This is a genomic window from Gilvimarinus sp. 1_MG-2023, from assembly GCF_030548285.1.
Genome location: NZ_JAUOSC010000010.1, coordinates 1 through 24,806 on the forward strand (window position 1 = coordinate 1; position 24,806 = coordinate 24,806).

General features: G+C 51.1%; 20 protein-coding genes. 5 read left to right on the forward strand and 15 right to left on the reverse strand.

What is annotated here, in order from left to right:
* Nucleotides 1-82 precede the first annotated feature (82 nt).
* Both Q4563_RS11505 and Q4563_RS11510 read right to left on the reverse strand, forming a co-directional pair.
* Nucleotides 83-1,831 carry an alpha-amylase family glycosyl hydrolase gene (locus Q4563_RS11505; RefSeq protein ID WP_303604590.1) on the reverse strand — a complete coding sequence of 583 codons (1,749 nt, stop codon included), beginning with the start codon at nt 1,829-1,831 and terminating at the stop codon, nt 83-85.
* A 110-nt stretch (nt 1,832-1,941) separates the two neighbouring features.
* A complete protein-coding gene (locus Q4563_RS11510) occupies nt 1,942-2,487 on the reverse strand; it encodes a gluconokinase (protein ID WP_215977276.1) in 546 nt (181 codons plus the stop codon).
* A gap of 102 nt (nt 2,488-2,589) precedes the next feature.
* Between Q4563_RS11510 and Q4563_RS11515 the strand changes: the two genes are divergently transcribed.
* On the forward strand, nt 2,590-3,627 hold the full coding sequence (locus Q4563_RS11515) for a LacI family DNA-binding transcriptional regulator (RefSeq protein ID WP_303604591.1): 1,038 nt from the start codon (nt 2,590-2,592) through the stop codon (nt 3,625-3,627).
* A gap of 67 nt (nt 3,628-3,694) precedes the next feature.
* Here the strand turns inward: Q4563_RS11515 and Q4563_RS11520 are convergent, their stop codons facing one another.
* The 6 genes from Q4563_RS11520 to pdsR form a co-directional block, all read right to left on the reverse strand.
* Complete coding sequence (locus Q4563_RS11520) at nt 3,695-6,061, reverse strand: GH36-type glycosyl hydrolase domain-containing protein (RefSeq protein WP_303604592.1); 2,367 nt, start codon at nt 6,059-6,061, stop codon at nt 3,695-3,697.
* A gap of 131 nt (nt 6,062-6,192) precedes the next feature.
* Nucleotides 6,193-7,818, reverse strand: coding sequence for an MFS transporter (locus Q4563_RS11525; RefSeq protein ID WP_303604593.1), 1,626 nt, complete (start codon nt 7,816-7,818; stop codon nt 6,193-6,195).
* A gap of 166 nt (nt 7,819-7,984) precedes the next feature.
* A complete protein-coding gene (gene maoP, locus Q4563_RS11530; RefSeq protein WP_215977273.1) occupies nt 7,985-8,263 on the reverse strand; it encodes a DUF413 domain-containing protein in 279 nt (92 codons plus the stop codon).
* A gap of 253 nt (nt 8,264-8,516) precedes the next feature.
* On the reverse strand, nt 8,517-8,783 hold the full coding sequence (gene rpsT, locus Q4563_RS11535; RefSeq protein ID WP_215977272.1) for a 30S ribosomal protein S20: 267 nt from the start codon (nt 8,781-8,783) through the stop codon (nt 8,517-8,519).
* Nucleotides 8,784-8,875: 92 nt separating this feature from the next.
* Nucleotides 8,876-11,089: an ATP-binding protein gene (locus Q4563_RS11540; RefSeq protein ID WP_303604594.1), complete on the reverse strand. Its 2,214-nt coding sequence runs from the start codon at nt 11,087-11,089 to the stop codon at nt 8,876-8,878.
* Entirely contained in the window at nt 11,086-11,781 is a 696-nt protein-coding gene (gene pdsR, locus Q4563_RS11545) for a proteobacterial dedicated sortase system response regulator (protein ID WP_215977287.1), read from the reverse strand. Before pdsR ends, Q4563_RS11540 begins: the two co-directional genes overlap by 4 nt.
* Before the next feature lie 89 nt (nt 11,782-11,870).
* Between pdsR and Q4563_RS11550 the strand changes: the two genes are divergently transcribed.
* The 4 genes from Q4563_RS11550 (at nt 11,871) to Q4563_RS11565 (ending at nt 18,185) form a co-directional block, all read left to right on the forward strand.
* Nucleotides 11,871-13,610 (forward strand): DUF3592 domain-containing protein, encoded by a 1,740-nt coding sequence (locus tag Q4563_RS11550; RefSeq protein WP_303604595.1) that lies wholly within the window; start codon nt 11,871-11,873, stop codon nt 13,608-13,610.
* Nucleotides 13,600-15,009 carry a C13 family peptidase gene (locus tag Q4563_RS11555; protein ID WP_303604596.1) on the forward strand — a complete coding sequence of 470 codons (1,410 nt, stop codon included), beginning with the start codon at nt 13,600-13,602 and terminating at the stop codon, nt 15,007-15,009. The genes Q4563_RS11550 and Q4563_RS11555 overlap by 11 nt, the downstream gene beginning before the upstream one ends.
* A gap of 106 nt (nt 15,010-15,115) precedes the next feature.
* Nucleotides 15,116-17,185 carry a sensor histidine kinase gene (locus Q4563_RS11560; protein ID WP_303604597.1) on the forward strand — a complete coding sequence of 690 codons (2,070 nt, stop codon included), beginning with the start codon at nt 15,116-15,118 and terminating at the stop codon, nt 17,183-17,185.
* 157 nt (nt 17,186-17,342) lie between these two features.
* Nucleotides 17,343-18,185 (forward strand): hypothetical protein, encoded by an 843-nt coding sequence (locus tag Q4563_RS11565; RefSeq protein ID WP_303604598.1) that lies wholly within the window; start codon nt 17,343-17,345, stop codon nt 18,183-18,185.
* Between the two features lie 70 nt (nt 18,186-18,255).
* Here the strand turns inward: Q4563_RS11565 and Q4563_RS11570 are convergent, their stop codons facing one another.
* The 7 genes from Q4563_RS11570 to Q4563_RS11600 form a co-directional block, all read right to left on the reverse strand.
* Nucleotides 18,256-18,669 (reverse strand): SRPBCC domain-containing protein, encoded by a 414-nt coding sequence (locus Q4563_RS11570; RefSeq protein ID WP_215977266.1) that lies wholly within the window; start codon nt 18,667-18,669, stop codon nt 18,256-18,258.
* Nucleotides 18,670-18,915: 246 nt separating this feature from the next.
* Complete coding sequence (locus Q4563_RS11575; protein WP_215977265.1) at nt 18,916-19,275, reverse strand: Na+/H+ antiporter subunit G; 360 nt, start codon at nt 19,273-19,275, stop codon at nt 18,916-18,918.
* A 7-nt stretch (nt 19,276-19,282) separates the two neighbouring features.
* Complete coding sequence (locus Q4563_RS11580) at nt 19,283-19,552, reverse strand: K+/H+ antiporter subunit F (protein WP_215977264.1); 270 nt, start codon at nt 19,550-19,552, stop codon at nt 19,283-19,285.
* Nucleotides 19,537-20,049, reverse strand: coding sequence for a Na+/H+ antiporter subunit E (locus Q4563_RS11585; protein WP_215977263.1), 513 nt, complete (start codon nt 20,047-20,049; stop codon nt 19,537-19,539). Before Q4563_RS11585 ends, Q4563_RS11580 begins: the two co-directional genes overlap by 16 nt.
* Nucleotides 20,042-21,565: a monovalent cation/H+ antiporter subunit D gene (locus Q4563_RS11590; RefSeq protein WP_303604599.1), complete on the reverse strand. Its 1,524-nt coding sequence runs from the start codon at nt 21,563-21,565 to the stop codon at nt 20,042-20,044. Before Q4563_RS11590 ends, Q4563_RS11585 begins: the two co-directional genes overlap by 8 nt.
* Nucleotides 21,562-21,903: a Na+/H+ antiporter subunit C gene (locus Q4563_RS11595; protein WP_215977261.1), complete on the reverse strand. Its 342-nt coding sequence runs from the start codon at nt 21,901-21,903 to the stop codon at nt 21,562-21,564. The genes Q4563_RS11590 and Q4563_RS11595 overlap by 4 nt, the downstream gene beginning before the upstream one ends.
* Complete coding sequence (locus Q4563_RS11600) at nt 21,903-24,740, reverse strand: monovalent cation/H+ antiporter subunit A (RefSeq protein ID WP_303604600.1); 2,838 nt, start codon at nt 24,738-24,740, stop codon at nt 21,903-21,905. Before Q4563_RS11600 ends, Q4563_RS11595 begins: the two co-directional genes overlap by 1 nt.
* Nucleotides 24,741-24,806 lie beyond the last annotated feature (66 nt).

The following is a 24,806-nucleotide window of genomic DNA, read 5'->3' on the forward strand; positions in this document are numbered from 1 at the left end:
TCCGCATTCCGCATTCCGCATTCCGCATTCCGCATTCCGCATTCCGCATTCCGCATTCCGCATTCCGCATTCCGCATCGCGTTTACTCACCCACATAATTCGTCAGCCATAAATTCTGATATGGCTGAAGCTGCATGGTTGAGCAAAGGTCATCAATCACTTGTCCGCTGATTAAATCGATCCAGTTTTCGGTGCTGATTAAATTAATGTCGGCCAGGTTAAGTTCTTGTGTCTGATCGCTTAAATTGTAGATGCAGAAGATGCTTTGTGTTCGTTGCATGCTTTGGCGCCAGAAAGCAAAAATTTCGGGCCTTAGGTGCAAGGTGAATTGCGTTGCATTGGGGTGAAAGGCGGGCTGTTTAGCACGAATTTTAATAAGGCGCTGTAGCTCGTTAAAAACTCGCTGGCCAGGGCCGTTGTCTTTACCGAGTCGCTCATTCAGATCGCTTAAGCTCCAGTTACAGCGGTTAATGGAGCGGTTGTGACCGGTGGTTTTTACCTTGTCGTAATCGTTGTGAGTGGCAAACAAGGTGTGAATATAAAATGCCGGAATACCTTCTACCGCCAGCATAATGGATTGCGAGCTGATTAGACGCTCCACTTGCCACTGATCGGTGCCTTTGTATGTACCTTTAAAGGCATCGAACAGGCTGATGTTAGCTTCGTAGGGTTTGCTGTTGCCTTCGGCGTCGGTGCGCGAAGAAATACGGCCGCCGAAGGACTCCAGCGCCGTTAGCATTTGTTTTAATTCGCCGTCATCCAATAGACCTTCTGCCGGGCGCAAACCAATACCATCGTGACTGGCGGTAAAGTTCAGGTAGGTGCAGCCCACAGGGGAGGGCGGCATGCTCATCATCCAGGTTTTTAAGTAGGTGCAATCTCCGGCGAGCAGGGCATGAATAACCAGCGGCGGCAAACTGAAGTTGTAAATCACGTGCGCTTCGTTACTGTTGCCAAAGTAGGTTAGGTTTTCACGATTGGGTACATTGGTTTCGCTGATTAACAGAGCGTGCGCATTTTTGTATTCGGTTAATAGACGAACTAGTTTAATAACGTCGTGAGTCTCGGGCAGGTGAATACAGCGCGTACCGATTTTTTTCCATAGGAACGCCACGGCATCAAGCCGTATCCACTGCGCACCTTCATCCAGATAGCGGCCGATAATACCGAGGTATTCCAATAAAACTTTTTCGTTGCGAAAGTCGACATCGACTTGATCGTGGCTGAAGGTGCACCAGACATGCTTGGTGCCGTCTGCGGTATCCGTTTTGCGCAGCAGTGGGCTGGTGCGAGGTCGTACCACGTCGGATAAATTGTCATTGGGGTCGGCTTCAACAAAGTAACCGCGCCCGGGGTCTTTGCCGTATTGGTAGTTGCGAAACCATAAACTTTGGCTGGATACATGGTTGATGACCAAATCGGCCATCAGTTTAAAATCTTGTGCCAGAGCATTGATGTCGCCCCAGTCGCCCAGTTCCGGGTCGACTTGGGTGTAGTCGATAACGGCAAAACCATCGTCTGATGAAAATGGAAAGAAGGGCAAAATATGCACGGCGGAAAACACGCCTTGCAGGTGATTGTGTAGAAAGTGCTGTAGGGTGTCCAGTGGCTTGTGGCCCGCTTCGCGGATGGAGTTGCCATAGGTAATGAGAAGGCAGTCTTTTTCCGACCAGAGCCGTTCTGGGGCCACTACATCTTTGCTAATTCGCGGCCCTATAGCGGCCAAACATTGTTCGGTTAGCTCATCGGCATTGCAATGGGGGTAGAGGGCTGCGATTAGCACGTGAATTTTTTGTTTGAGCTCTTCCAGTGAAAGGAAGTCTGTGGTCATGGAGTGGCCTCATTACCTAATGAATCGATACTACCTGTTCAGCGCTAGGCTGTAGGACGGGCATAAAAAAGGTGCCCGAAAGATCAAAGGCAAGAGTTGTGCCGCGCAGCCTAGTGCTCACTTAGTTTAGCATTAATGGTTTGTTTGCAGTCGTGTATTACCTCGGCCAGAGGTTTAGAGATATCAATAGGGATAATATCCTGTTCGTTTTCACAGGGCTCGAGGCTATCAAATTGGCTATCTAATAGGCTGGTCGGCATAAAATGATTGCTGCGGGCATTCATTCGGGCACCGATAACGGCTTTTGAGCCCTCAAGGTGTAGAAACAGGGTTTGGAATGGAAGTTGCCTTAATACGTCCCTATGGGCGTGGCGCAGCCCTGAAAACGCTAGGGTGCAGCTTTGCTTTCGTTCGGCGCAATCGGTTAAAAACGCACTAATGTTGTGCACCCAGGGGGCGCGATGCTCATCTGATAGCGCAGTGCCCGCGGCCATAAGGGCTTTGGCTTCATTGCTGTGGAAGTCGTCGGCATCATAAAAATGGTATTGGTAGTGTTGTGCCAAGGCCTGAGCAACGCTGGACTTACCTGAGCCAGAAACACCCATAATGATAATAAGCACCGGTGAGGTGGACGATTCAGGTTTGGTATGAGGCATTAAAGATAACTCGGTCGCATTGATTTGTTTCGAATAAGTCAAATGATAGCGCAAACATCGATTGTTATGCTAGTATTCGTTTAAAAATAGGGAGTAACACTCGTGGTGCGTACCCGCAATTCCTCTACCACTAAAAGAGCAACCTTGGCCGATGTAGCTAAGGTGGCAAATGTGAGCGCTATTACTGTTTCTCGGGTGATTAATCAGCCCGATAAAGTGTCGTCTGATTTGTGCCAACGAGTGCAAGAGGCGATTGATATGCTCGGTTACATTCCCAATCAATCTGCCAGCTCCTTGGCCTCGGCTCGCTCTGGCGTTATTGGTGTTTCTATTCCCTCACTGTCCAATATTGTCTTTAATGATGTGCTGCGCGGTATCTACGATGTGGCCGGCGCCAGCGATTACAAAGTGCTGCTGGTGGATACCCACTACTCGCCACTTGAAGAAGAAAAAATGATTCGAACGCTGTTGAGTCAATCCCCTGAGGCGATGATCATTACCGGTGGCGATCAAACCCGAGCGTGCGAAAGAATGCTCGCCAAAGCGGGATTACCTGTGGTGCAAATCATGGAAATTTTAAACCAGCCGCTGGATATGAATGTGGGCTTTTCCCACTATCAGGCAGGTTTTGATGTCGCATTGAAGTTGCTTGCCACTGGTTGTCAGCGTTTAGGGTTTATTGGTGCACGAATGGATGCCCGTGTGCAGCAACGTATGGCGGGTTTTAGAGATGCGCTGCAAGAGCGGGGCAAGTTAAATGAAAAGTTTCTAGTGACGACACCTGAGCCATCATCCATTGCATTGGGTGGGGAGTTGTTTCGCAGCTTATTAAGTTTATCGGCGGGGCAGGTCGATGGTATTTTTTGTTGTAATGACGATTTAGCGCTGGGCGCGCTGTTTGAAAGCCAGCGTATGAATATTAAAGTTCCTACCGATATCTCCTTGTGTGGCTTTAATGACTTTGAATCCTCCGCTTTTGTTAACCCGTCGCTGTCCAGCGTGCATGTGCCCCGCTATGAAATGGGAGTGCAGGCGGCTCAAATGATTGTGCAGGTACTTGAAGGTGAGGCCGTGGCGCAAAAGCAAAGGGATATTGGGTTTGAGGTCATATTGCGCCAATCATCTCGACCTATACAGTAGTGAATACTGGTCACTATAAGCTCTGACAAATAACGAGCGCCGACACAACGTCAGCGCTCGTTACGGTTTAATCCGACCCGATGTACATCTTCAAGTTGTATTCTTTACCTGCCGTGGGCGCTCTTAATCTAAAGTCTGCTTGTGGCTCACCATCGACAATCAGCACTGAAGCGCCTTCCCCTTTTTGATAGTGAACGTGAACGGTGGCGCCTCTAAAGTGCCGGGTGACCTTGGCATTATCCCAGCTAGTCGGTAGTTTTGGTTCGACCAATAAATCGTCGTTGTCGCCTTTTAAACCCAATAACCCTTCCACTAATGAGCGGTAGACCCAGCTCACCGTACCGGTATTAAACAATTGGCTGGAGCGCCCGGCGGTACGCGGAAACTGATAGTAGGCCCCGCGGTAGTAGTTGGGAATATAGATCGGCATTTGCCCGCGCTGGGCAAAATCGTCCGAGCTTGGGCCGGGAATCATTTGACGCAATAGCTTGTAGGCGCGGTCGGACTCGCCAATGCTGTACAGACTGTAGATGTAAAAAATAGCCGCGTGGTTGTAGACCGAGCCGTTTTCGGCGGACCCCGGATGTTTTTGTGTCACGCGGCCCACGTCTTCACGCATGGCGGTAAACGCCGGGGCCAGCATGGTGACACCGTAGGGGGTTTCAAGTTGCTGCTCTACGGCCTGCAACATTTTTTCGCGCTGCTCAGGCGAGCAGGTGCCGGCCAGTATCGCCCAGCTTTGTGGGTTGAGAAATATACGACCCTCAGAGTCTTGGCTGATGCCGAACACAACATTGTCGTCAGTAATGCCGCGGCCATACCAGTTGCCGTCCCACAGGTGTTTGTTGACCGAAGCGTTAATTTCATCGGCACTGGTGCGAAAATTCTGTGGGTTGTCGATAGAGCTTCGTTCACAGATATCGGCCCATACGTTAAGGGCGTAGGCGGTGGCAATGCTTAACCAGCCGGAAACTCCGCGGCCTTTATAGCCGACCATATTCATCGGGTCGCACCAGTCGCCCTGTGCAATGTAGGACAATCCGCGTTCATCGCGTGAGTCCAACAGCCACTGCATGGCGTTGCTGATGCGCTGTGCTACGCTGAGCGTTTTACCATCAACACCTTTGACCGGCTCATTTAGTAGCGCAAGGTCGCCGGTCTCGTCTAGGTAAGCTTTTAAACAGACGGGTAGCCAAACACAGTGATCGGTATGTGGCACTTGGTTAATGTACTTTAACTCGGCGTCTTCGTGCAGCAAGATACCGTCGGGCATAGCACCGCTCGCTTCCTGCTGGCCTAGCGCATGAGTAAATGCGTGGCGAGCGGTGGCGGGCTTGATATAACTCATGCCCATGTTGTCTTGCAGATAGTTGCGCGTTTGAGGGTCGGTGGTTAAACGGTTGACGTCGCCGTGATAAAACACCTGTCGTGCCAGCCAGTGATTAACAAAGTTGTTGAGGCCTTCATCGGGCGTTTCAATATGCAGGACACCGCTGCCGCTGGCAACATACTGGCCATAGGCTTGTTTGGCTTGTTGGAATTTTTCGGCGCTTAAATAGCGCTCTTTAATGAGCGCTATTTCGTTCTCATCTTTGGCAGGTCCAAACGCAAAGCGGTAAGTTTCGCATTGATTTTCTGGCAAGGATACGCGGTATTGCAAGGCCGCTAGTGGCGTTTCATAACGCGCGTCGTCGCAAGCTAGAGTATCGGCTTGCAGGGCGTCGGGGTTGTGCAGGCCACCTTCGCCTTCAAAGGCTTCGCGTTGAGTTTGCCAGGCGACGGGTGGGCGTTCGTGCAGCAAATATGTTTTGTCTTTAAAGTGCTGATTTTTAAAGTAGTCAGGGTACTTTTGATAAGGTGTTACGCAGCTGGCAACAATAGCGCCGAGTGCTGGATCGTATTGGGCACTCTGATTCATCCAGCTCATATAGCCGGGCGTGAAATACGGGTAGAGGCTAAGGTTGCGTGTGCTGGCTCCGGTATTTTTGACACTGAACTGCCACAGCTCTACCGCGTCGTCGACGGGTAAGCTAAGCTCAACATGCACTTCAATGTCGCCGAAGCGTAGCGTCCATTGAATGTCATTTTTTCCGGGTGAGAACGTATAGTCACAACCCTTGGCGCGCACTGGCTCATAGGGGGCCGAGAATATTTCCCCGCTATCCTCATCTTTGAGATAAAAAAAACGACCGGGGTGGTGGGCGTAGTACGGCTGCTCTGGCTGCATAAACGTTTTCGCTTCCAGATTGGGAGCGTAGGCATATTTGGCCGGTTCTGGCTGCATAAACTGGGAGACGGCATAGCCCCGGCAGTTCATTTGAATCATCATCTTTTTATTCCATAAAAAGCCCGAGGCGCGCGGCATCAAGGTGGGGCTTTTAAGATGAAAGTACTGACCATCTTCGGATGGAAATAGCTCTGGTGTAAAAGACATGATTGCCTCGTAGATAAAAAAGAGCGCCCAACCTCGGTTGAGACGCTCAAAGGGAGGATGATTGTGTCGATTGTGACTGCTGGTTGTTAATCTCTTTGAGCTGTCTGTGACAACGTTTATATGCGATCGTTTTATTGATGCTTAATCTCAAGCTCGCGCTGTATAACGGTCAACTTGTCGCCGGTTAAGTCGTAAAATATCAGTGCGATAATGGCAATAAAGGCAAAGGCACCAGGGGCCAGTGTTTGCATATACACAATGCCGTCCAGTGATGCATTTGATTGCGCCTGATTGGCTTGGTAACCCAGCGCGGCCAGTACCGATAGCATGAGCGCTGAACCAATGGCGCTGCCTATTTTTTGCGAGAAAGTTGTGGCGGCAAAGGTCATTCCTGTGGCGCGGCGCCCGGTCTTCCATTCGTTATAATCGGCCACGTCGGCGTACATGGCCCAGGTGATAGGGGCTTTTGGCCCCAACGCCAATGAAATCAGCATGCTTAATATAAACATCCAAATAATTTCATTGGGGATGCTGGCACTGTCGAGTGTGCTGCCATCGGCACGAGTTTTAACAACACTGATTGTTTCATTATTTTGTGTGGTTAACGATAAGGTGGCCGATGTTTCGGCTAAATCTACCCGATCTTTGATTATCCAAAAGACTTTTTCGTAGCGCGTCCAGCGGTAGCTGTCGCCGGTTTGATGTTCTTCTGCTAAAAGTTCGTGGGCTTGCAGTTCGGTACGATTGGTTTCGTTGACATCAACCACACCAAGGGCGTTGGGCTTAGGGACAAAAGCAAAAATAATACACAGTACGCTGACAACACCCATTAAAATCATTAACAGTTTTACTTTGTCCATGTATCGGGTAAGGGTGGCGGCGGACATGGCACCAATCATCAACCCTAATACTTGCAGCCCGATATACGCACCAAGCAAATCTGGGCGTTCAACAAAATACTTAAAATAATAAGTGGCGGAGCTGCCACGCAAGGTGAAGGTGGTCATAATCACCATGGCGAGAATAAAAATAATTATCCAGGGCTTGCAGGTGAATAACGTTTTTAAATCTTGCAGTGGTTCGGCGGTTTGTTGTGCCGGCGGGGCAATACGCTCGCGGGTGGTGGCAAATGTAATCACAAATAAAATGGAGGCAATAACCGCATAGATGCTCATGGTTATCTGCCAGCCGATAGGGCTATAGCGATCGCCGCTACCGAAATATTCGGCTAACTCAGGCGTCGCGGCACCTACGATAATGCCGGTAAAGTAGGCAAAGAAAAACCGGGTACTGTTGAGTGTGTTTCTCTCTTGTGGGTCGGCGGTTAGTACGGCCGATAATGAATTGTAGGGCATGTTGAGTACGGTGTAGGTCAACATTAAAATCATATAGGTTGCATAGGCCCATACTAGTTTGCCGCTCTCGCCTAAGTCGGGCGTAGTCATGGTGAGCAACCCGGCGCCCATCATCGGCAGTGTGCCGAACAATAAGTAGGGGCGGAATTTCCCCCAGCGGGTTTTGGTTCTATCGGCAATAGCGCCCATAGCCGGGTCGGTAAAGGCATCCACTATTTTGGTAATGGTTACCATGGTGGCTGCCGCCGCGGCGCTGATACCAAAAATATCGGTATAAAAGAAAATTAAGTACGAGCCAATAATGGCCCAATAGAAGTTAAAGCCGGCATCACCCAGTCCGTAGCCTATACGTTCACGCCAACTGAGTTTGGCCAGTCTCTGGCTGGGAGTTTTGTCTGTCACGATAGTGCCTCTGGTTTCTTATTGGCTTTCGAGAGCTAATTAGCTTCGAAAATGGCAAATGATAGCGCAATCATACTGCTATCTAGAGGTAAAATCCAGTGTCAGAGTTTTGCATTTGTTGGCATTAACCCGCTAAGCACTGCTGGGCTTAGCGGGGTTTGTGGGCTCAGGCAGAATTTTTCAGGGTGATTTGCGATTGTTTTAGCTGGGTGTATTTCTGCCAGGCGTGAACCACGGGGTTGGTGGGGGCATTTTTGCCGTTAATGGCTTTGAGTATTTGCAGGTCGGCAAAATTGGGGTTGAGAACCTCGTCCTGCAGCAATGCATTGATGAGGCAGCCGTGTTTTTTGATTAGGCGAATTTGGGCGCTGGTCAGGCTGGCCGTATCTTTAAGGTCATTGATACCGTAGTAAGGCTGTTTGATAAAGTGTTCACGTGGCAGCATGGGGTGATCTCCTTGGTGTATCTCCTGATGAGCGAAGTGACGGGAGATTTATAGCCAAGTTTTCTGACGCGGGTATTGCGGTTGTGTGACGTTTTTGAGAAATAAGTATGGGGAGTGGCTAAGACGATCGGGCAGCGAAAAAGAGGAGGGGGTGCATTTGCGTAGGCAGTTTCGTGTCTACTGCTATGGGGCGTGTCATTCTCAGGCACAAAAAAACCGGCTTAAGCCGGTTTTTTTCAAGCTCAGCTTCCGCTTAGGAGGCCAGTGCTTTAATTTTGCTATTCAGGCGGCTCTTGTGGCGAGCAGCCTTATTTTTGTGATATACGCCTTTGTCGGCTACACGATCCAGCACTGGAACAGCTGCTGTGTAGGCTTCTTTGGCTTTCTCGGCGTCACCTGCTTCAATGGCGGCATCCACTTTCTTCAAGTAGGTGCGCACCATGGAGCGCAGGCTGGCGTTGTGCTTGCGAGCTTTTTCATTCTGGCGTGCACGTTTTTTGGCTTGAGGTGAATTTGCCACCGTGTTGCTCCTATTAAATCAAAAAAATGTATTACTGAGCGGCTGACGTCAAGACGTAACAGTGCCCGTAAAAGACGCGGCATTTTACCCGTTTAACAAGTATTGTCAACACTTGTTGTGCGTCTTTGTGCATTTAGCTCAGGGTACAGAGCCGGTATCGTAACACAAACTTTTACCCCATCGGGCAGGTCGGTGGCGGTGGCTGTACCGCCGTGAAAGCGGGTAATTAGCTCGACAATATAAAGCCCCAGCCCCAGGTGGGGGGTATCTCCACCTGAGCGGGGTCGGTGCGAGGTGAGTGACTGAAATAACCGTCCTTGCATATTGTTGGGTAGGTGGGGGCCTTGGTTGCAGACTGACAGTGCCAAGATTACGCCATCTTGCTCAGTGGATTGATAGTTCAGGCCAAGGGTAACCGGGGTGTTGTCGCGGGCGAAGCCTACGGCGTTATCGACCAGTTTATCCAGCATTTGCACTAATAGCTCTGGGGCAACCTTGACCTCATAGGTGCCGGTGCTCGCCGGTTGAATGTCCACCATAAAACGCTGGGCGGGGTAGGCCGATGAGTAAGCTTGGCTGATATCACTTATCAGTTGTTGCAAGTTGACGGTAACGAGCTCTGCACTGGCAATGCTCGCCTCTACCCGGCTGGCCTCGGTCATGGCGCTGATGATAAAGCTTAAGCGCTCACTACCCGCCTGGGCGCGGTGCGTGTATTTGTGAACGTCTTCGCCCTCGCTTTGTTGGAGGTTGTCGAGCGAGCCGGTGACAACCGCCAGAGGGGTTCTCAGCTCGTGGGATAGCTTGCCGGTCAGTGTGCGCAAATAGTGATTGTGATCCTGCAGTTGAGTGAGCACTTCGTAATAGTGTTGTGACAGTTCGGCTATTTCGTCTTGGATGGTGAATTGAGGCCAGTGTGATAGAGACTCAGGTAAGTTTTGCCCCTTGGCTTGGTTGGCGGCGCGGCTAAGCTTGGCGATGCGAGCACTTAAAAAGCTGGCGTAGCCCAGCAGTAGCAGTAGGAGTAAGCCGCCGCCGAGCAGGGATGATGCGAGCAGACGTTTAATACTGTCTTGATCAAGCAATTGCCAGGGCTGTACTCTTTGCTCAATGATGACGCTGCCTAGGTGACGCGACTCCAGTGCCGGCAGGTGGGAGCTAATAAGCGGCACCGCTACGGTGGCTATTAAGGCGTCTTGGTCGCGCGCCCAAAATGCTCGCGGCTCGCGGTTTGGATAAGAGATGTCGGGATGGTTCCAGTGGCCTGAGGCGGTCTCAAATGTCGGGCGTCGGGGCATTTTCATAATCGAGCCGAGCAGGCGCTGAGTGATGCTTGGTGAGGCGTGAGTGTCTGCAAGTTCTCCCGCCTGGCCTCTTTGCCAGTGATGTTTATCGATTAAGCTCAAGCGAGTATTGGGGCGGGTAAACACTTCTAGGGCGCTGTTGAGCGACTGCGCGGGGCGGATCATTTGGCCCACAGCGGGCGGCAGTACACCGGGGTCGGGGCCCGCTGCACTCAATGCATAGGGCGGCAGAGTGCCGGCTGAGCGTTGCGGGTTTGTGGGCGATTGATCTACGGCGGCCAAAGCCATGGCGGTTTGAGTCATGTTTGTGGGCAGCGACAATTCTACCTGGTAGCCAGTGTTCGTTTCGCGCCACAAGCCCTGAATAGCCTCTTGAGTGACAACTTTACCGAGTGCATTGCGATACAGCGCCGTCATCTGCCCCGGTACTTCTGCCCGCAAAATATGTAAGTGTTGATCTTGGGCGCCGGCGTAAAGCAGCAAATGGTCTCCGCTGGCCAAAGCTTGGTTGTCAGTGCGGTATAAGGGCTGCTTATCGTGGTGCGGGGCTTCAGCATTGTGAAAGTGCCGTTGCTTGTCGTCTACCTCTATCAATAAATAGGTTCTTTCGCCCGAGGTAAGGCTACGGTATTGGGCTGTTAAGGCAGTCTCGCTGGGTAGGGGCAGCGGTGGTATAGCCAGTTGGTGCCAATCAGCGGCAGAGCCGTCTACGGTGATAGGACTCGGTGTGCTTGGCGTGGTTGTTGATGAGTGGTTAGAGTTATCGGTATGGCTGTAGAGGGTTTTACCCGCTGGACGTTGGGGTGAATCAGCCAGGGCGCTGCGGGTCAGCAGCTCGATGTCATTGCCCAGGCGGGCGGCTACTGCTTGGGCAATACCGGTTAACTGGTTCAGGTGGCTGGCTTTAGCTTGCTCGTTGAATATACGCAGCGAGTAAAGCGTAAGTCCCGGAGTCAGCAACCCCGCCAGGGCGAGCAGTGCCAGCTGTTGGCGTAATCTCACGTTGCGCTCTGCCAGCGATAGCCCATGCCGTAGGCGGTTTGTATGTGATCGAAGCTTGAGTCGGCGGCGCTGAATTTGCGGCGGATACGTTTGATGTGTGAGGTAATCGTGTTGTCATCCAGTACTACGTTAGCGGCATCCATCAGTTGCTGACGGTTTTTGACATGCCCTGGATGTTTAGCCAAGGCGTACAAAATCCAGAATTCGGTGACGGTTAAGTCAATCGCCGATTCACCCCAGCTGACGCTCATGCGGGACGAGTTAATTAGCAGCTTACCGCGCTCCAGGGTGTCGTCTTGCTGAGTAGGGGCTCGCATGGCATCCACCCTGCGAAACAGCGCATGAATGCGCGCCAGCATATGGGCCTGGCTGATGTCTTTGGTTAAATAATCGTCGGCCCCCAAGCGCAGCCCCGAGATTACATCGAACTCATCATCGCGAGCGGTCAGAAACACGATCGGCAGGTTGGGGGCCAGAGTGCGCAAACTGCGACACAGCTCAAAACCGCCTTCAATATCGTCACCCAGCCCGACATCAATCACCGCCAGGTCGGGCAGCTTAATATCGAACGCCGCTTGGGCCGAGGGGCGATCCAAGTAGTGCTCTACCTGAAAGCCAAGGCGGCTAAAGGCGTCTTTATAGTTGTCAGCGATGGCTTGTTCGTCTTCAACGATTGCGATGGTGCGGGCCATGGATGTATTCCGTGCATTGCGTAACGTAAGGGAATTGCGCATGATGTTATTTTAACGCCCGATGATCAAGCCAAAAAGGAGATGCCCCAGTGGCTAAAGAAAAAAGCTCGTTGACAGCAAAATTAAAAGAGCGCTGGTTGATGATATTGTTTGGCTTGCCATTTGCCGCTGTGGGCGTGGGCATGTTCTTTTGGGGGGTGGCCGGCACACTGGTTGATAAATGGGCGGTGGAGTCATGGCAACCGGTATCAGCACAGCTGACTCAGATTGATCTTAAGCGCGGCACATCCGACGGCTCTATTACGTATAAGGTCACGGCAAGTTATCAATACTCGTTTAATGGGCAGCCGTTTATGGCATCGCGCGTGGGTCTAACCGATGGCTTTGATAACGTGGGTGACTACCACCAGCGGGAATCGAGCCGATTACAGCGGGCGTTAAACCAAGGCCAGTCAGTGCAGGCATGGGTAGACCCCGATCAACCCAGCCAAGCAATTCTTAATCGAGATGTGCGCTGGGGAATGATTGGCTTTAGCATGATCTTTGTGATTGTTTTCGGTGGGGTAGGGGGCGGTATTATTGTTTATTGTCTGTGTGCGCCGACCGATAAAATGCCCAACCAAGGGCGAGAGCTGGGTGATCGCCCTTGGCTTGAACGACGCGATTGGGCCCACAAGGAAATCAAAAGCAATGGGAAAACCAGTCTTTATGTTAGCTGGGGAGTTGCCATTGCGTGGAATGCGATTGCCATACCCGCCGGTATTGGCGGCGTCAATGCGGCCTTAAAAGGCGAGTTGATCGCCTTGATTGCGCTGTTATTCCCCGCGGTAGGTTTGGGGTTAATCGGTTGGGCCGTCTCGGTCACCTTAAGCTGGCGCCGATTTGGTCCGGCGCCGCTGCAACTTGATCCTTACCCCGGTGCTGTGGGCGGGCAGGTAGGGGGCAGTATCGAGGTGCGCTTGCCTTACTCGATTAATCATCGCTTTGATGTGTCATTACAATGCTTGCGCAGTTACATGTCCGGCAGCGGTAAAAACCGTTCGCGCCGCGAATCACTGGTTTGGCAAACTGAGGGGGTCGCTCAAACGCAGGCTAGCGCCACCGGTACTCGGCTGGAAATTCTGTTCGATGTGGACAGTGATTTACCCGTATCGCAAACGCCCAGCCGCAGCTACCATCTGTGGCGTTTGGTGGTTGACTGTGAGTTGCCGGGTGCAGATTTTTCTCGCCAATATGAAATTCCGGTCTTTGCCACCGGCCAAAAGGCAGCAGCTCTTTCGCGTTTAAGTACGGAAAATATACTGGCTCAACAATCGCGAGAAGAAGCCCTTGAGTCGGTGTTAAATGTAGAGCAAATTCCCGGTGGCATTATTTTACATTACCCCGCTTGGCGTCACCCAGGTGGCAAAATGGCATTGATATTAGTTGGGGCGATTTTCGCTGGGGTTGGGTTTTTGATTCCAGCCGATGATTTTCCCAGTTGGATTTTTACCTTGATTGGTATCCCAATGCTATTGGCGGGTATCTATTATTTAATGTGCAGTTTGGATGTTCGAATTGATCAAAGCGAACTGGTGACCCGCCGACGTTTACTGGGGGTGAGTTTAGGTAATCGTCACTACCCGCGCAGCAGTATTCAATCCCTGGCACTGAAAGAAAGCTATACCTCCCAATCTGGTAAATCGCACACCACGTTTTACAAAATAATTGCCAAGCGGCACACCGGCAAACCAGTTACTGTAGGATTTAATTTGGCCGGCCGTGATGTGGCCAAGCAAGCCTTAGAATCACTCAGCCTGCTGACTGGGGTAGCGATTGATGAAAATTAGTTTTTTGGTGCTGGTGCTTTCGCTACCTGTTGTAGTGTGTGCTCAGCCGAGTGAGAGCACCGAGCATGAGCTCGTGTTACCCGATGGTTCACAGTACCAAGGCTCTTTGTTTGACGGTTTGCTGTCGGGCGAAGGTGTATTGCAATGGCCAAATGGCGATCGTTATCAGGGTGAATTTAACCTCGGCACTATGACTGGGCGCGGCACGCTAACGTTGGCGAGTGGGGATGTTTTTAGCGGCGAATTTGTCACCGGCCAATTGCAAGGCCAAGGACGCTGGCAAGGCGAAGATGGCTCGCACTATGTCGGTGGCTTTAAGGCCGATGAATTTCACGGCCCCGGGGAGTATCACAGCGCCGAGGGTGATGTCTATCAGGGTGATTTTGTCGCTGGCGAGCTCACAGGCCTGGGTACCTACCAAAGTGCCGATGGTGTGTCCTACGCGGGTGAGTTTAAAGGGTGGCACTACCACGGTGCCGGAGTTTGGCAGGACGACCAACGGCGCTACACCGGAGAGTTGATGGATGGTTACTTCCACGGGTATGGTGAGTTGTATGACTTAACACGTGATGAGGTGGATTATGCTGGGCGTTGGCGTTGGGGCAATCAGTCGCCAGTCGCTGCCGATAAAGCTCAAACACGAGCTGCACGCGTCGCTTTTGAAAAGGCACTGTTTTCGCAAGAAGAACGCCTCAATCAAACCTTACTAGGCGTTCGAGCTTCGGTGCCAGGCGAGGTCGATCTGTACGCACTTTTGTTGGCCGGCGATGGCACCCAAGGGGTGTTTGATGCCGAGGTGCGTACGATTGCCGAGCAACTGCAAAGCCGGTGGCTCGATGCCGAACAAGTCGTGACCTTGAGTAACTTGCCTGAGTCAGTGGATGAGCTGCCACTTGCCACTGCGGGTAATCTTGAGGCGACGGTTGCCAAGCTGAGTCAGGTGATGCAGCCAGAAGAGGATATATTGTTACTTTATATCACAAGCCACGGCTCGCAAGAGCATGAATTTTCTTTAGCCGCGCCGAGCCATGACTTTCTCGACATCACCCCCGAGAGCTTAACTGCAGCACTGGCCCCACTAGCGGCTACACCCAAAGTGCTTATTATATCAGCGTGTTATTCCGGTGGATTTATCGATCAGTTAAAGGCGCCGCAGCATTTGGTGCTGACCGCAGCCCGACATGATCGCACCAGTTTTGGCTGTGGCGATGCAGATACTATGACGTACTTTGGTCGCGCTTATTTTTCCAAGGCACTGCCAGAGACGAATAGTTTTGTGAAGGCATTTGCGAAAGCCAAAAGCTATATTAAACAGTGGGAGCAGGATCAGGACGTCGAGCACTCGCAACCGCAAATTTTTGTGGGTGACTCGATAGAGGCAATACTCGAATCTCTGTAAACTGCCGCTAACGTACCACGCTTACGCACTCACCTCTTCTGATAGGGCGTAATAGGGACTAGTCGTGCTTGAAAACGAAGCACACCTAAGAAGGAGACTTGGTGTCGTGATAAGAAAAAACGCAGCGCCTGCTGTTCAAATTGGGCGCTGGTTAGTGATATTGATAATGGCGCTAGGGACTTGGGCAAATGCACAGAGCCCCGCGCAGATATTGTCGGAATCCATGTCGGCGGCGGTTAATACTGACAACCTGTCGCTTTTGGTTCTGGAAGACCCGGCACGGGCGTTGACTATTGAACAGGTTATGGCTTTGCCCGATTCGCGCTTCGAGCAAGCATCGGGCACCGTGTCGTCTGCGACCCGTGGCGGACGTTTATGGCTGCGTTTTTGTTTACAGCCAGATGACGATGCCCCCACCGAGTGGTTGCTGGCACTCTTACCGGCATACATTGAGCATGTAGAGCTGTACCGACAAGGGCAGCTGATAAGCAGCGGCAAAAAACAGGGTTTTGCGTATCCGTTTAGCAACCGAGAGTACGATTACCGTGGATTTGTATACCGGCTTAACCTCACACCGTCGGCGCTGACTACCTATGATGTAAAGCTGGAATTTTATAATCGCCAAAGCACCGATGTCTTGTTGCTAACCACCGAGGCATTTCAACGCTTTATGGCCACCGAATATGTGACCTATGGACTCTATTTGGGAATGGTGTTGTTAGCGGCGCTGATTAACTTTATTTTTTGGTATCGGTTGCGCGATCGAGATTACCTGCTTTACGCTTTGTCAATGTTACTGCTGGGGGCGTTTTCATCCATCAGTGGTGGCTATGCTTCGCAGTTTATGTTTCCCAACGCTGAATTTTCGGCGCCCATCTTAATGATGTTGAATCTCACCTTGTTCTGCGCGGTATTTACCGCGTTTTTACAAGGCGCTTTTTTACTTCGATCTTATTACCGTTGTATATACTATGTCAGCTGGGGGTATATTGCGGCATATTTGGTAATGGCGGTACTGTTTGTTGTGGCTGGTTGGCGCTGGTTGTTTATCGCCAACTCGGTGCTGACCAGCTCAGCAATCCTTGTTTTTTTGTTCGTCAGTCTGCATGCGTTGGTTCGTCATCGCGTGTTGCGCTTTTATGCCGTCGCTTTTTTACCACTGCAAATCGCATTGGTGTTGATCATATTGAAGGCAGTAGGGCTAGGTAGTTGGATTCCCCTGGCCGATCACCTGCCCAATATTGGCGGCTTAATTCATGTGGTACTACTTAATTTTGCTTTGGCGCGGCGCGCCTGGCAGGCAGAGCAAGATAAGTTTGCCGCGAAAGAAGCTTTATTACAGCAAGTAACAACTCATAACCTTGAGCTGGAGTCAAAGGTCCAAGCAAGAACACGTGATTTGGGTTATGCCAATAGTGCCTTAACAGAGGAAGTCGAGCAAAGGGTAGCCATTGAGGTGAAACTAAGAGAGTCTCTGGCCAACGAACAGTTGGCGTTACAGACGCAAAAAGAATTTGTGGCAATGGTGTCGCATGAGTTTCGTTCGCCCCTGGCGGTTATTGATATGGTTGCGCAAAATCTACATGTACAGCTGAACCAACGCTTTCCAGAGGTGGTGCCTCGAATACAGCGTATCCGCAATAATACCGAGCGCCTGACCACTCTGATGAATAATTGTTTAACGTCTGAGCGTTTAGCCACCGATGGAGCACGGGATTTAAAGTGGCAATCAGTGGACTTGTGTCAGCTTCTGCAAAAGCTATTTTCGTTTGATTATGGGCAGGGGCGGATTGAGCTGGTATTGCCAACAGCGCCAATTGTCAGTGATGTTGACCCCGAGCTGTTCGCGATTGCTTGGGTCAATGTTGTGGAGAATGCGCTTAAATACTCCCCGGAGGATACAAAGATACTGGTGCAGCTGTGCCAGGCTGAATCGCAAGTCTACTTGCAGATAAGCGACCGTGGCCCGGGTATTGATCCAAATCTGCAAGATAAAATATTCGACAAATTTTACCGGGCGCCAAATGTACAAACCCAGCCAGGCTCTGGTCTTGGTTTATATTTGGCAAAAACCATAGTCGAGCAGCACGGGGGAACTGTTACCTTGCTGCCAAGTGAGGGGGCCGAGCTTGGTTGCTGTTTCCAGTTTCAGTGGCCGGTGACGCAGTCACGTTAAATCATCGCCCTAGGGACGATGTCGTGATTGTCTAAGACTTAGTTCGCAATCCGGTGTCGGTCGAGAGGTAATGACGAGCCGCAGCAGTGAGCGGGTGGGTTGATGTTTAATATAACTAATATCTCGCGCTCTACACCCGATAAAAATAGGAGTTATTATGAAATATTTATGGGCCTCGTTAGCGTTCTATGCCAGTGTACTTTCGCCGCTAAGCTTGGCTGACGCGGCCGGCTGGATTCTAATTGACGACTTTGAAGCCCCTAATGCGCTGGCGCACTGGAGCAAGGCCGATACCAAAAATGACACTGAGCCGCGCATCGATAATCCGCAAGTGACCGAGCGCCGTACGGAAGCTGGGCCGGGTGAAGAAAACGCCTATTTGCTTAAAAAACCCGCCGCTGAAGGTATTGTTGGCAACCGCAAAGCACTGACTTATAAGGCACTGCCTCGCGAGGTTAAACTAGGGGAGACTTTTACGTTTTATAGCCGCATTCAGGTTGAGTCTTTTCCCAATAACCATGCATTCGGGGTCAGCAATATGGGCGCCGAGGGCATCGAGAAAAATGACTACAACGCGTTTGAGCCAACGTTGCGCGTAACCGACAAAACCGAATCCTCGGGGTTGGTTAATACCGGCGCCTTGATGGTCAAGGTCGATGGTGGCTATGCCAATGTTATTAATCCCACAACCGGGGCAGAGGCCAAGCCTCTTGAGCCTGGTCTGTGGTATGAAATCTGGTATGTCGTCAATAATGCCCCCAGAGCTTTAGGCGGCCAGCGCTACGATGTGTTTGTCCGAGGCGGGGAGTTTGCTCAGCGAACGCAAGTTTATCGGCAGGCGGATTTTCGCATGCAGCGCGAACAGCCACTGACGCACATTTTAATGAATTGTAATACAGGGCCCCACCGCGCCCCATATGGCAACGGTGGTTTACTGTATGACGATTTGTATATGAGTCAGGGGGTGAATTTATTAACGCCAAAACTCAACTCTAATTAATGTGTGGGAAATATTGGATGAAGATAGGGGTGCAATGGAGTTTCTATCGTCTGCACCCTGAAATCTGTGTTTAATGAGTTTTATTTTCCACATAATTTTTAAAGCTATTGAGAATGCTTAGCCAGCCTTGCTTTTGCTGCTCCGCGGTGTGATTGTCTTCAGTGTCAAATGTTTGGATGATTTCAACGCTGTTTTTTAAAGCTGTAAATTTAATCTCTACCATACGTTGATCGGCAAGTTGGTAGCGAATTAATTGATGCGGAATGATGGCCGTAAATTCACCCTCAAAATCAAACCCTGCTGTGCCATCTTTGGCCTGCATCCGGTAGTTGAAACGACCGCCTTGCGAAAGATCCAGTTCTGCGCTTGGACAACACCATTCATCAGATGCTGTATTCCAGTGAGTAATATCTTCCGGGGTCACCCAGGCATTCCAAACCGTGCTCAGGGGGGCGTTAACAAGCGTTTCGATTAATATTTTCATACACACTCCTAGTCGTGGTTGTATCGTAAACAGTTAAGGTCTTTGACTACTCAAACTGTTGTCGAATAGGGATTGTGTAAATCGACAGATGTATGAACAAAAAGGGGGGCGAACAATAGGGATTATTTATTCAGATCCAGTAATTGCTAAGAAGCTCCAACGGTCTTAATCGTCGGGATAGAACAGACTAGGTATACATATGATACCGAGGCCGTTCTATTCCACAGGCTAATCTAACCTTAACACTCAGCTCGTACTGTCAGAATTATCACTTTGGCGCTGCCAAGGAATATTACGTGTACGTTCTTCACAGGCAATCTGCCGGTGCAGGGCTGCTTTACCTACTATGTGTGCGCTGACTGGGGCGGTAATAAATAAGAACAGGGCAATTAGCAGCTCGTGAAAACTTAGGCCTGCTTCGGTGGCGGAAAAGAATATGATAGAGCCGATAATCATGCCGCCCACGCCGAGGGTGGTGGCTTTGGTGGGGCCGTGCAGGCGCATAAAAAAATCTTGCAGGCGTGCTAAGCCCAGTGAGCCAATAAGCGCAAACACGCCACCTAATAATAAAAATAGTGAAATAGTAACTTCTAAATAGATATTCATGCTCGCCTCACTCAATGATGTCGCCGCGCAACAGATATTTTGACAGGGCAACCGTACCCACAAAGCCCATAACCGCAATAAGCAGAGCGCCTTCAAAGTAGAGTGTTTTTTGTTCGTGCATACCAAACAACACCAACAAAGCAATGGTATTAATATACATGGTATCCAGTGCCAAAATGCGGTCTGGCAGTGATGGACCAATGCATAGGCGCCATACATTTAATACCAAAGCCAGAGCAACGATAAACATCGTGAGCTGGATTACGTTTTGGAGCATTCGAAAATCTCCTTTAATGGGCGCTCGTAGCGCGACTTAATGTCAGCAATGGTGGCTTCAACATCATCCACGTGTAAACCGTGTACCAACAGGTAACCCTCTTCCATCTGCAGATCGACGGTCACTGTTCCTGGGGTGAGAGAAATGGTATTGGCCAATAGGGTAATGGTGAAGTCTTGTTTTAACTCCAGCGGGATTCGCATAAATGCCGGCTGCAGTTTTTGGCGGGGCCCCATAATTAACACCGCCACTTGCGCGTTGGCGATGACGATATCCCATAGCACCAGCAACAAAAAGCGCAGGGCCAACCAAGGCTTGGCGATAACCATCGATTGCGGCCAGAAGGCTTGAGTGAAATAGGGGATGGCCCAGGCTAAAAAGCCACCTAATAACCACTGCCCAAGGCCAATACTATTGCTCATGGCTAACCAGAGCCCGAGCATAAATATACTCAATAATTTATGTGGGAAAAGTTTTTTGTAGGTGACACTATTCATGGTGTATCCCCTCGACAGTTTGGTGGCTTAGCACAGCATCAATATAATTGTTGGGGGCCATGATTTGGGCGGCGGTGGCTTGGGTGTAATTTACCACAGGGCTGGCGGCAAAACTCAGCGCTAGAGTGCAAGCAAAAAGTGCCATTACTGCTGCCAATGCCAGGTGGTCTGCTTTGTCTGCTTTGGCGGTGCGGTTTTCGGTGCGCCAAAAAATGGTGCTGCCACTGCGGCTTAACGCGGTCACCATAACAATGCTTGAGGCCAGCAGTAAAAACCAAAGCCAGAAGGTTTGCTCATCGCTGACGGCAGAGCGCATCAACATGACCTTGCCGATAAAGCCAGACAGTGGCGGCATACCAATCACGGCCGCCGCGCCAATGAAAAACACAGTCCCCAGCAGCACCGGTTGTTTGGGTCGTGGCCCGGTGATAATACGGTCCGAGGTGGCCCCGCGTTGACGCATAATAATATCGGCCAATAGAAATAAAGCGGCACACACCCAAGTAGAGTGCAGTAAATAGTAGAGTGTGGCGCCCAGGGCGGCAACGCTGTTCAGCGCCACTCCGGCTAACATGGTGCCGACCGATACTACGACTAAATAGGCAATTTGCAATCGCAATTCTCGAGCAGCAAGAGCCCCAGCCGCCCCTAGGGTGAGCGTAATTAACGCTAAAGGCCAGAGCCAAGGGCTGGCGACATTAGCGAGCAGGCCTGCTTCGGTGCCGAACACCAAGCTGTACATGCGAATAATGGCGTAAATACCGATTTTGGTCATGATGCAAAACATAGCGGCTACAGGAGCCGAGGCCGAGGCATAAGCTCGTGGCAACCAAAAGTACAGCGGTACCATGGCCGCTTTTAAACCAAATACCACCAACAACAACAGCGCAGCGGCGTGCATCAGTGGCGCTTGCTCGACGCTGGTGTTGGCGACCTTGACTGCCATATCCGCCATGTTCAGGGTGCCGGTTAAGCCGTAGAGTAGGGCAGCGGCAATCAAGAATAAGCTCGATCCAATCAAATTGAGCAGTACATAATGCAACCCTGATTTAATCCGCGCTGCGCCTCCACCGTGTAGTAGCAAGGTGTAGGAGGCAATTAACAGTACCTCAAAGAACACAAACAGGTTGAACAAATCACCGGTTAAAAAGGCTCCGTTCACGCCCATCAACAAAAAGTGCATCACGCTGTGCAAGCTATCGGTGGGTTTGTCATTGCCGCGCGCAGCGTACCAGAGGCTAAAAAAAGCCAAGCTGGCAGTCAGGGCTACCATCAAGGCACTGAGGCGATCGAGCACTAAGACAATACCAAAAGGGGGAGCCCAGTTGCCGAGTGCGTAGACCAGTGTTTGGTCACCGGCGGCAATGCTCAGCAATACCAAAGCCACTGCAAGTTGGGCGCAGACACTGATAAAACTGATGCCGCGTTGAATCCGTGGCGGCCGCCCTGTGCCGAGCAATAATACAATGGCCGTCAGAAGTGGTAACAGTACCGGGGCAATAATCAAATGGTTCACGATTTGATCTCCTCGATACTGTTGCGCCCGTCGACATGATCATTGCCGAGCTCAGCACGCGCTCGCAGGGCGAGCACTAAGACAAAGGCGGTCATGGCAAAGCTGATTACAATGGCCGTTAAAACCAAGGCTTGGGGTAAGGGGTCAGCGTACTGATCGCCCACACCAATAATGGTACTGGCGCTAGTGTTTAAGCGCCCGGACATAAAAATAAACAAATTAACCGCATAGGTAAGTAGAGTCAGCCCCAAAATAATGGGGAATGTGCGGCCGCGCAGTAGTAAATAGACGCCGCAACTGGTCAAGATGGCAATGACGGCGGATATTAAAATTTCCACTAATCGTCTCCTTTATTCAGATCGGCACCGCTAAACGCTTTACTGGTCGGTGGGCGGGGCGAATGGCTGGTTTGCGCCAGCTTGCCGAGGTGGGCCAAGATCAACAAGGTAGCCCCCACAACGGTAATATAAACCCCAGTATCGAAGATCATGGCAGAGGCGAGCTCAATCTCCCCGATCAGTGGGATATGGAAGTGGTCAAAGGTCGAGGTTAAGAACGGATAGCCGAAGAACCAGCTACCGACCCCAGTTAAAGTGGCAATTAAAACCCCCGAGACAGCGACGCGACGGTAGCGCCAGCGCAAGCGCTCTTGCATCCAAAGAGTGCCAGAGGCCAAATACTGCAAGATTAAGGCAACGCTGGTCACTAGGCCGGCAATAAAACCACCGCCCGGAGCATTGTGCCCGCGCAGGAAAATAAAAATCGACACCAGAATGGCCAGTGGTAAAAGAATACGCGCCATCACAGACAGTATGGGGGGGTGGGGCTCTTTATCCCAGCGGCGGCCATCGCCATCGGCTTGTGGTAGTGGTAAATGTAAGCCGTTGAGCATGGCATAAATACCCACCGCGGCAATGGCTAAGACGGTAATTTCGCCCAGGGTATCGAAGCCGCGAAAGTCCACCAGAATCACGTTGACCACATTGGCGCCGCCGCCACCGCTGACACTGTTGGCCAAATAAAAGTCAGATAAGGTTTGGTACGGTGTGGTGAGCATCGCAAAGGTCAAAATACCCATGCCCAAACCGGCGGCTGTGGCGAGAATGATATCGCGCCCCACGCGCTTTGCTCCCGATTCGTTGGGAGTGATTTGCGGTAAGAAATACAGAGCTAGCATCAGTAAGACGATGGTAACCACTTCTACCGAAATTTGCGTCAGGGCCAAGTCTGGCGCGGAATATCGCACAAAAATCAGCGATACCACCAATCCCACTACACTTAAGAGCAACAGTGCGGCAAAACGGTTGTGATGCAATAGCACTGTACCTAATGCACCGACGGTTAGAACAATGGCGGCTAGCAAGCTGACCGGCTCTAATGCGGTGAGTGTGAAGTCTTGCGGCCAGGGAATACCCGGTAATAAGGCATAACCGATTGCCACCACGGCGGCGCCGATCAGCAGCGCCATATAACGTTGCAAAGAGTTGTTTTGAATTAAGTCGGTGAGCATCTGTGCCATACGCACCGAGAATTGCACTCTCGATTCGAACATTATTTTTTCATCGTGGCGGTATTTCCGCTCGTAGAACGCAAACAACCCCGAGCGCTGGCGATACATCAGCAAGCCGCCAGCTAAAGCCACAAAGCTCATGATTAAGGGCAAATTTACCCCGTGCCAAATGGCGATGTGGTAGTCGGGCATGTCGTGACCTAGCACGGCCAAGCTGGCTGCTTGCAGAAACGGCGCCACCGTCAAGTTGGGTACAATTCCTACCAATAAACACAAGCCCACCAGGATTTCTACCGGCACAATCATATAGCGCGGTGGCTCGTGCGGTGGGTATTTAGGCAAGTCGACAGGCTCACCATTGAAAAATACATCGTGAATAAACCGCACCGAATAGGCGACGGAAAAAATACCGGCTAAGGTGGCAGATAAGGGGAACACCCAGCTGAACATGCCCATGGATTCAATGTGCAGCGCCTCGGAGAAAAACATCTCTTTACTGAGAAAGCCGTTCAGCAAGGGCACCCCAGCCATGGCGAGGGCGGCGACCATGGCGAGTAGAGCGGTGTGCGGCATGTACTTCCACATGCCGTTGATTTTGCGCATATCGCGGGTGCCGGTTTCGTGATCGATAATCCCGGCGGCCATAAACAGCGAAGCTTTAAAAGTGGCGTGGTTAATAATATGAAATATCGCCGCCACCACTGCCAAATCGGTGCTAAAGCCAAGCAGCATGGTAATCAGCCCGAGGTGACTAATGGTTGAGTACGCCAACAACCCTTTGAGGTCGTGTTTGAACAGTGCGTTGTAGGCACCGAATAACAAGGTCGCCATACCGGTGAAGGTCACCAAATAGAACCAGCCATCGGTACCAGCCAGAGCAGGGTGCATCCGCGCCAGTAAAAAGACCCCAGCTTTGACCATGGTGGCCGAATGCAGGTAGGCCGATACCGGGGTAGGGGCGCTCATGGCATGGGGTAGCCAAAATTGAAAAGGGAACTGAGCGGACTTGGTAAAGGCGCCTAGTAGCACCAGCACCAGAATGACTGGGTAACTGGCGTGAGCCTTAATTTGATCGGCAGCGGCAAAGATGGCATCCAGCTCAAAGCTGCCGACAATACGCTCGATCAAAAGGGCGCCGGCCAGCAAACACAACCCGCCGGCACCGGTGACAGTCAGCGCCATACGGGCACCTTTGCGGGCGTCGGACTGGTCGGACCAGTAACCTATTAACAAGAAAGAGACCAGGCTTGTGATCTCCCAAAAGACGATCATCAGCAACAAGTTGCTGGATAATACAATGCCTAACATGGCCATCATAAACAGCTGTAACAGCGCGTAGAGCTTACCCAGAGAGTCGCGTTGAGCGAGGTAATAGCGGGCATAAAGCACCACCAGCAGGCCAATGCCAACAATCAGTAGCGCAAACATCAGGCCTAGACCATCTAAGCGCAAGCTTAAATCCAGCCCAATGGCTGGCAGCCAGGCAATATAAACTTGTTCAATATGACCGGAGAATACTGAGGCTGAACTGCCCAGTAGTATGCCCAGAGCACACAGTGGTCCTATAGCCGCTGAATAGGCACATATTGTGCGCCCAAACCGCTCTGTATAGACGGGCAAAAGTGCCCCTAGCAAGGGAAGTAAAATAATACTTAATAATGTCATGGTGTGTTAACACCCCTGTTGTCGGCTTGTCGCATGCGAAACCGGTGAATACAGTGTGAGCAGTTA

Coding starts and splice junctions, on each gene's coding strand:
- Q4563_RS11505 (WP_303604590.1), bottom strand. CDS start 1,831: ATGACCACAGACTTCCTTTCACTGGAAGAGCTCAAACAAAAAATTCAC.
- Q4563_RS11510 (WP_215977276.1), bottom strand. CDS start 2,487: ATGCCTCATACCAAACCTGAATCGTCCACCTCACCGGTGCTTATTATC.
- Q4563_RS11520 (WP_303604592.1), bottom strand. CDS start 6,061: ATGTCTTTTACACCAGAGCTATTTCCATCCGAAGATGGTCAGTACTTT.
- maoP (WP_215977273.1), bottom strand. CDS start 8,263: ATGCTGCCACGTGAACACTTTATCAAACAGCCTTACTACGGTATCAAT.
- pdsR (WP_215977287.1), bottom strand. CDS start 11,781: ATGGCCCGCACCATCGCAATCGTTGAAGACGAACAAGCCATCGCTGAC.
- Q4563_RS11555 (WP_303604596.1), top strand. CDS start 13,600: ATGAAAATTAGTTTTTTGGTGCTGGTGCTTTCGCTACCTGTTGTAGTG.
- Q4563_RS11565 (WP_303604598.1), top strand. CDS start 17,343: ATGAAATATTTATGGGCCTCGTTAGCGTTCTATGCCAGTGTACTTTCG.
- Q4563_RS11570 (WP_215977266.1), bottom strand. CDS start 18,669: ATGAAAATATTAATCGAAACGCTTGTTAACGCCCCCCTGAGCACGGTT.
- Q4563_RS11575 (WP_215977265.1), bottom strand. CDS start 19,275: ATGAATATCTATTTAGAAGTTACTATTTCACTATTTTTATTATTAGGT.
- Q4563_RS11580 (WP_215977264.1), bottom strand. CDS start 19,552: ATGCTCCAAAACGTAATCCAGCTCACGATGTTTATCGTTGCTCTGGCT.
- Q4563_RS11585 (WP_215977263.1), bottom strand. CDS start 20,049: ATGAATAGTGTCACCTACAAAAAACTTTTCCCACATAAATTATTGAGT.
- Q4563_RS11600 (WP_303604600.1), bottom strand. CDS start 24,740: ATGACATTATTAAGTATTATTTTACTTCCCTTGCTAGGGGCACTTTTG.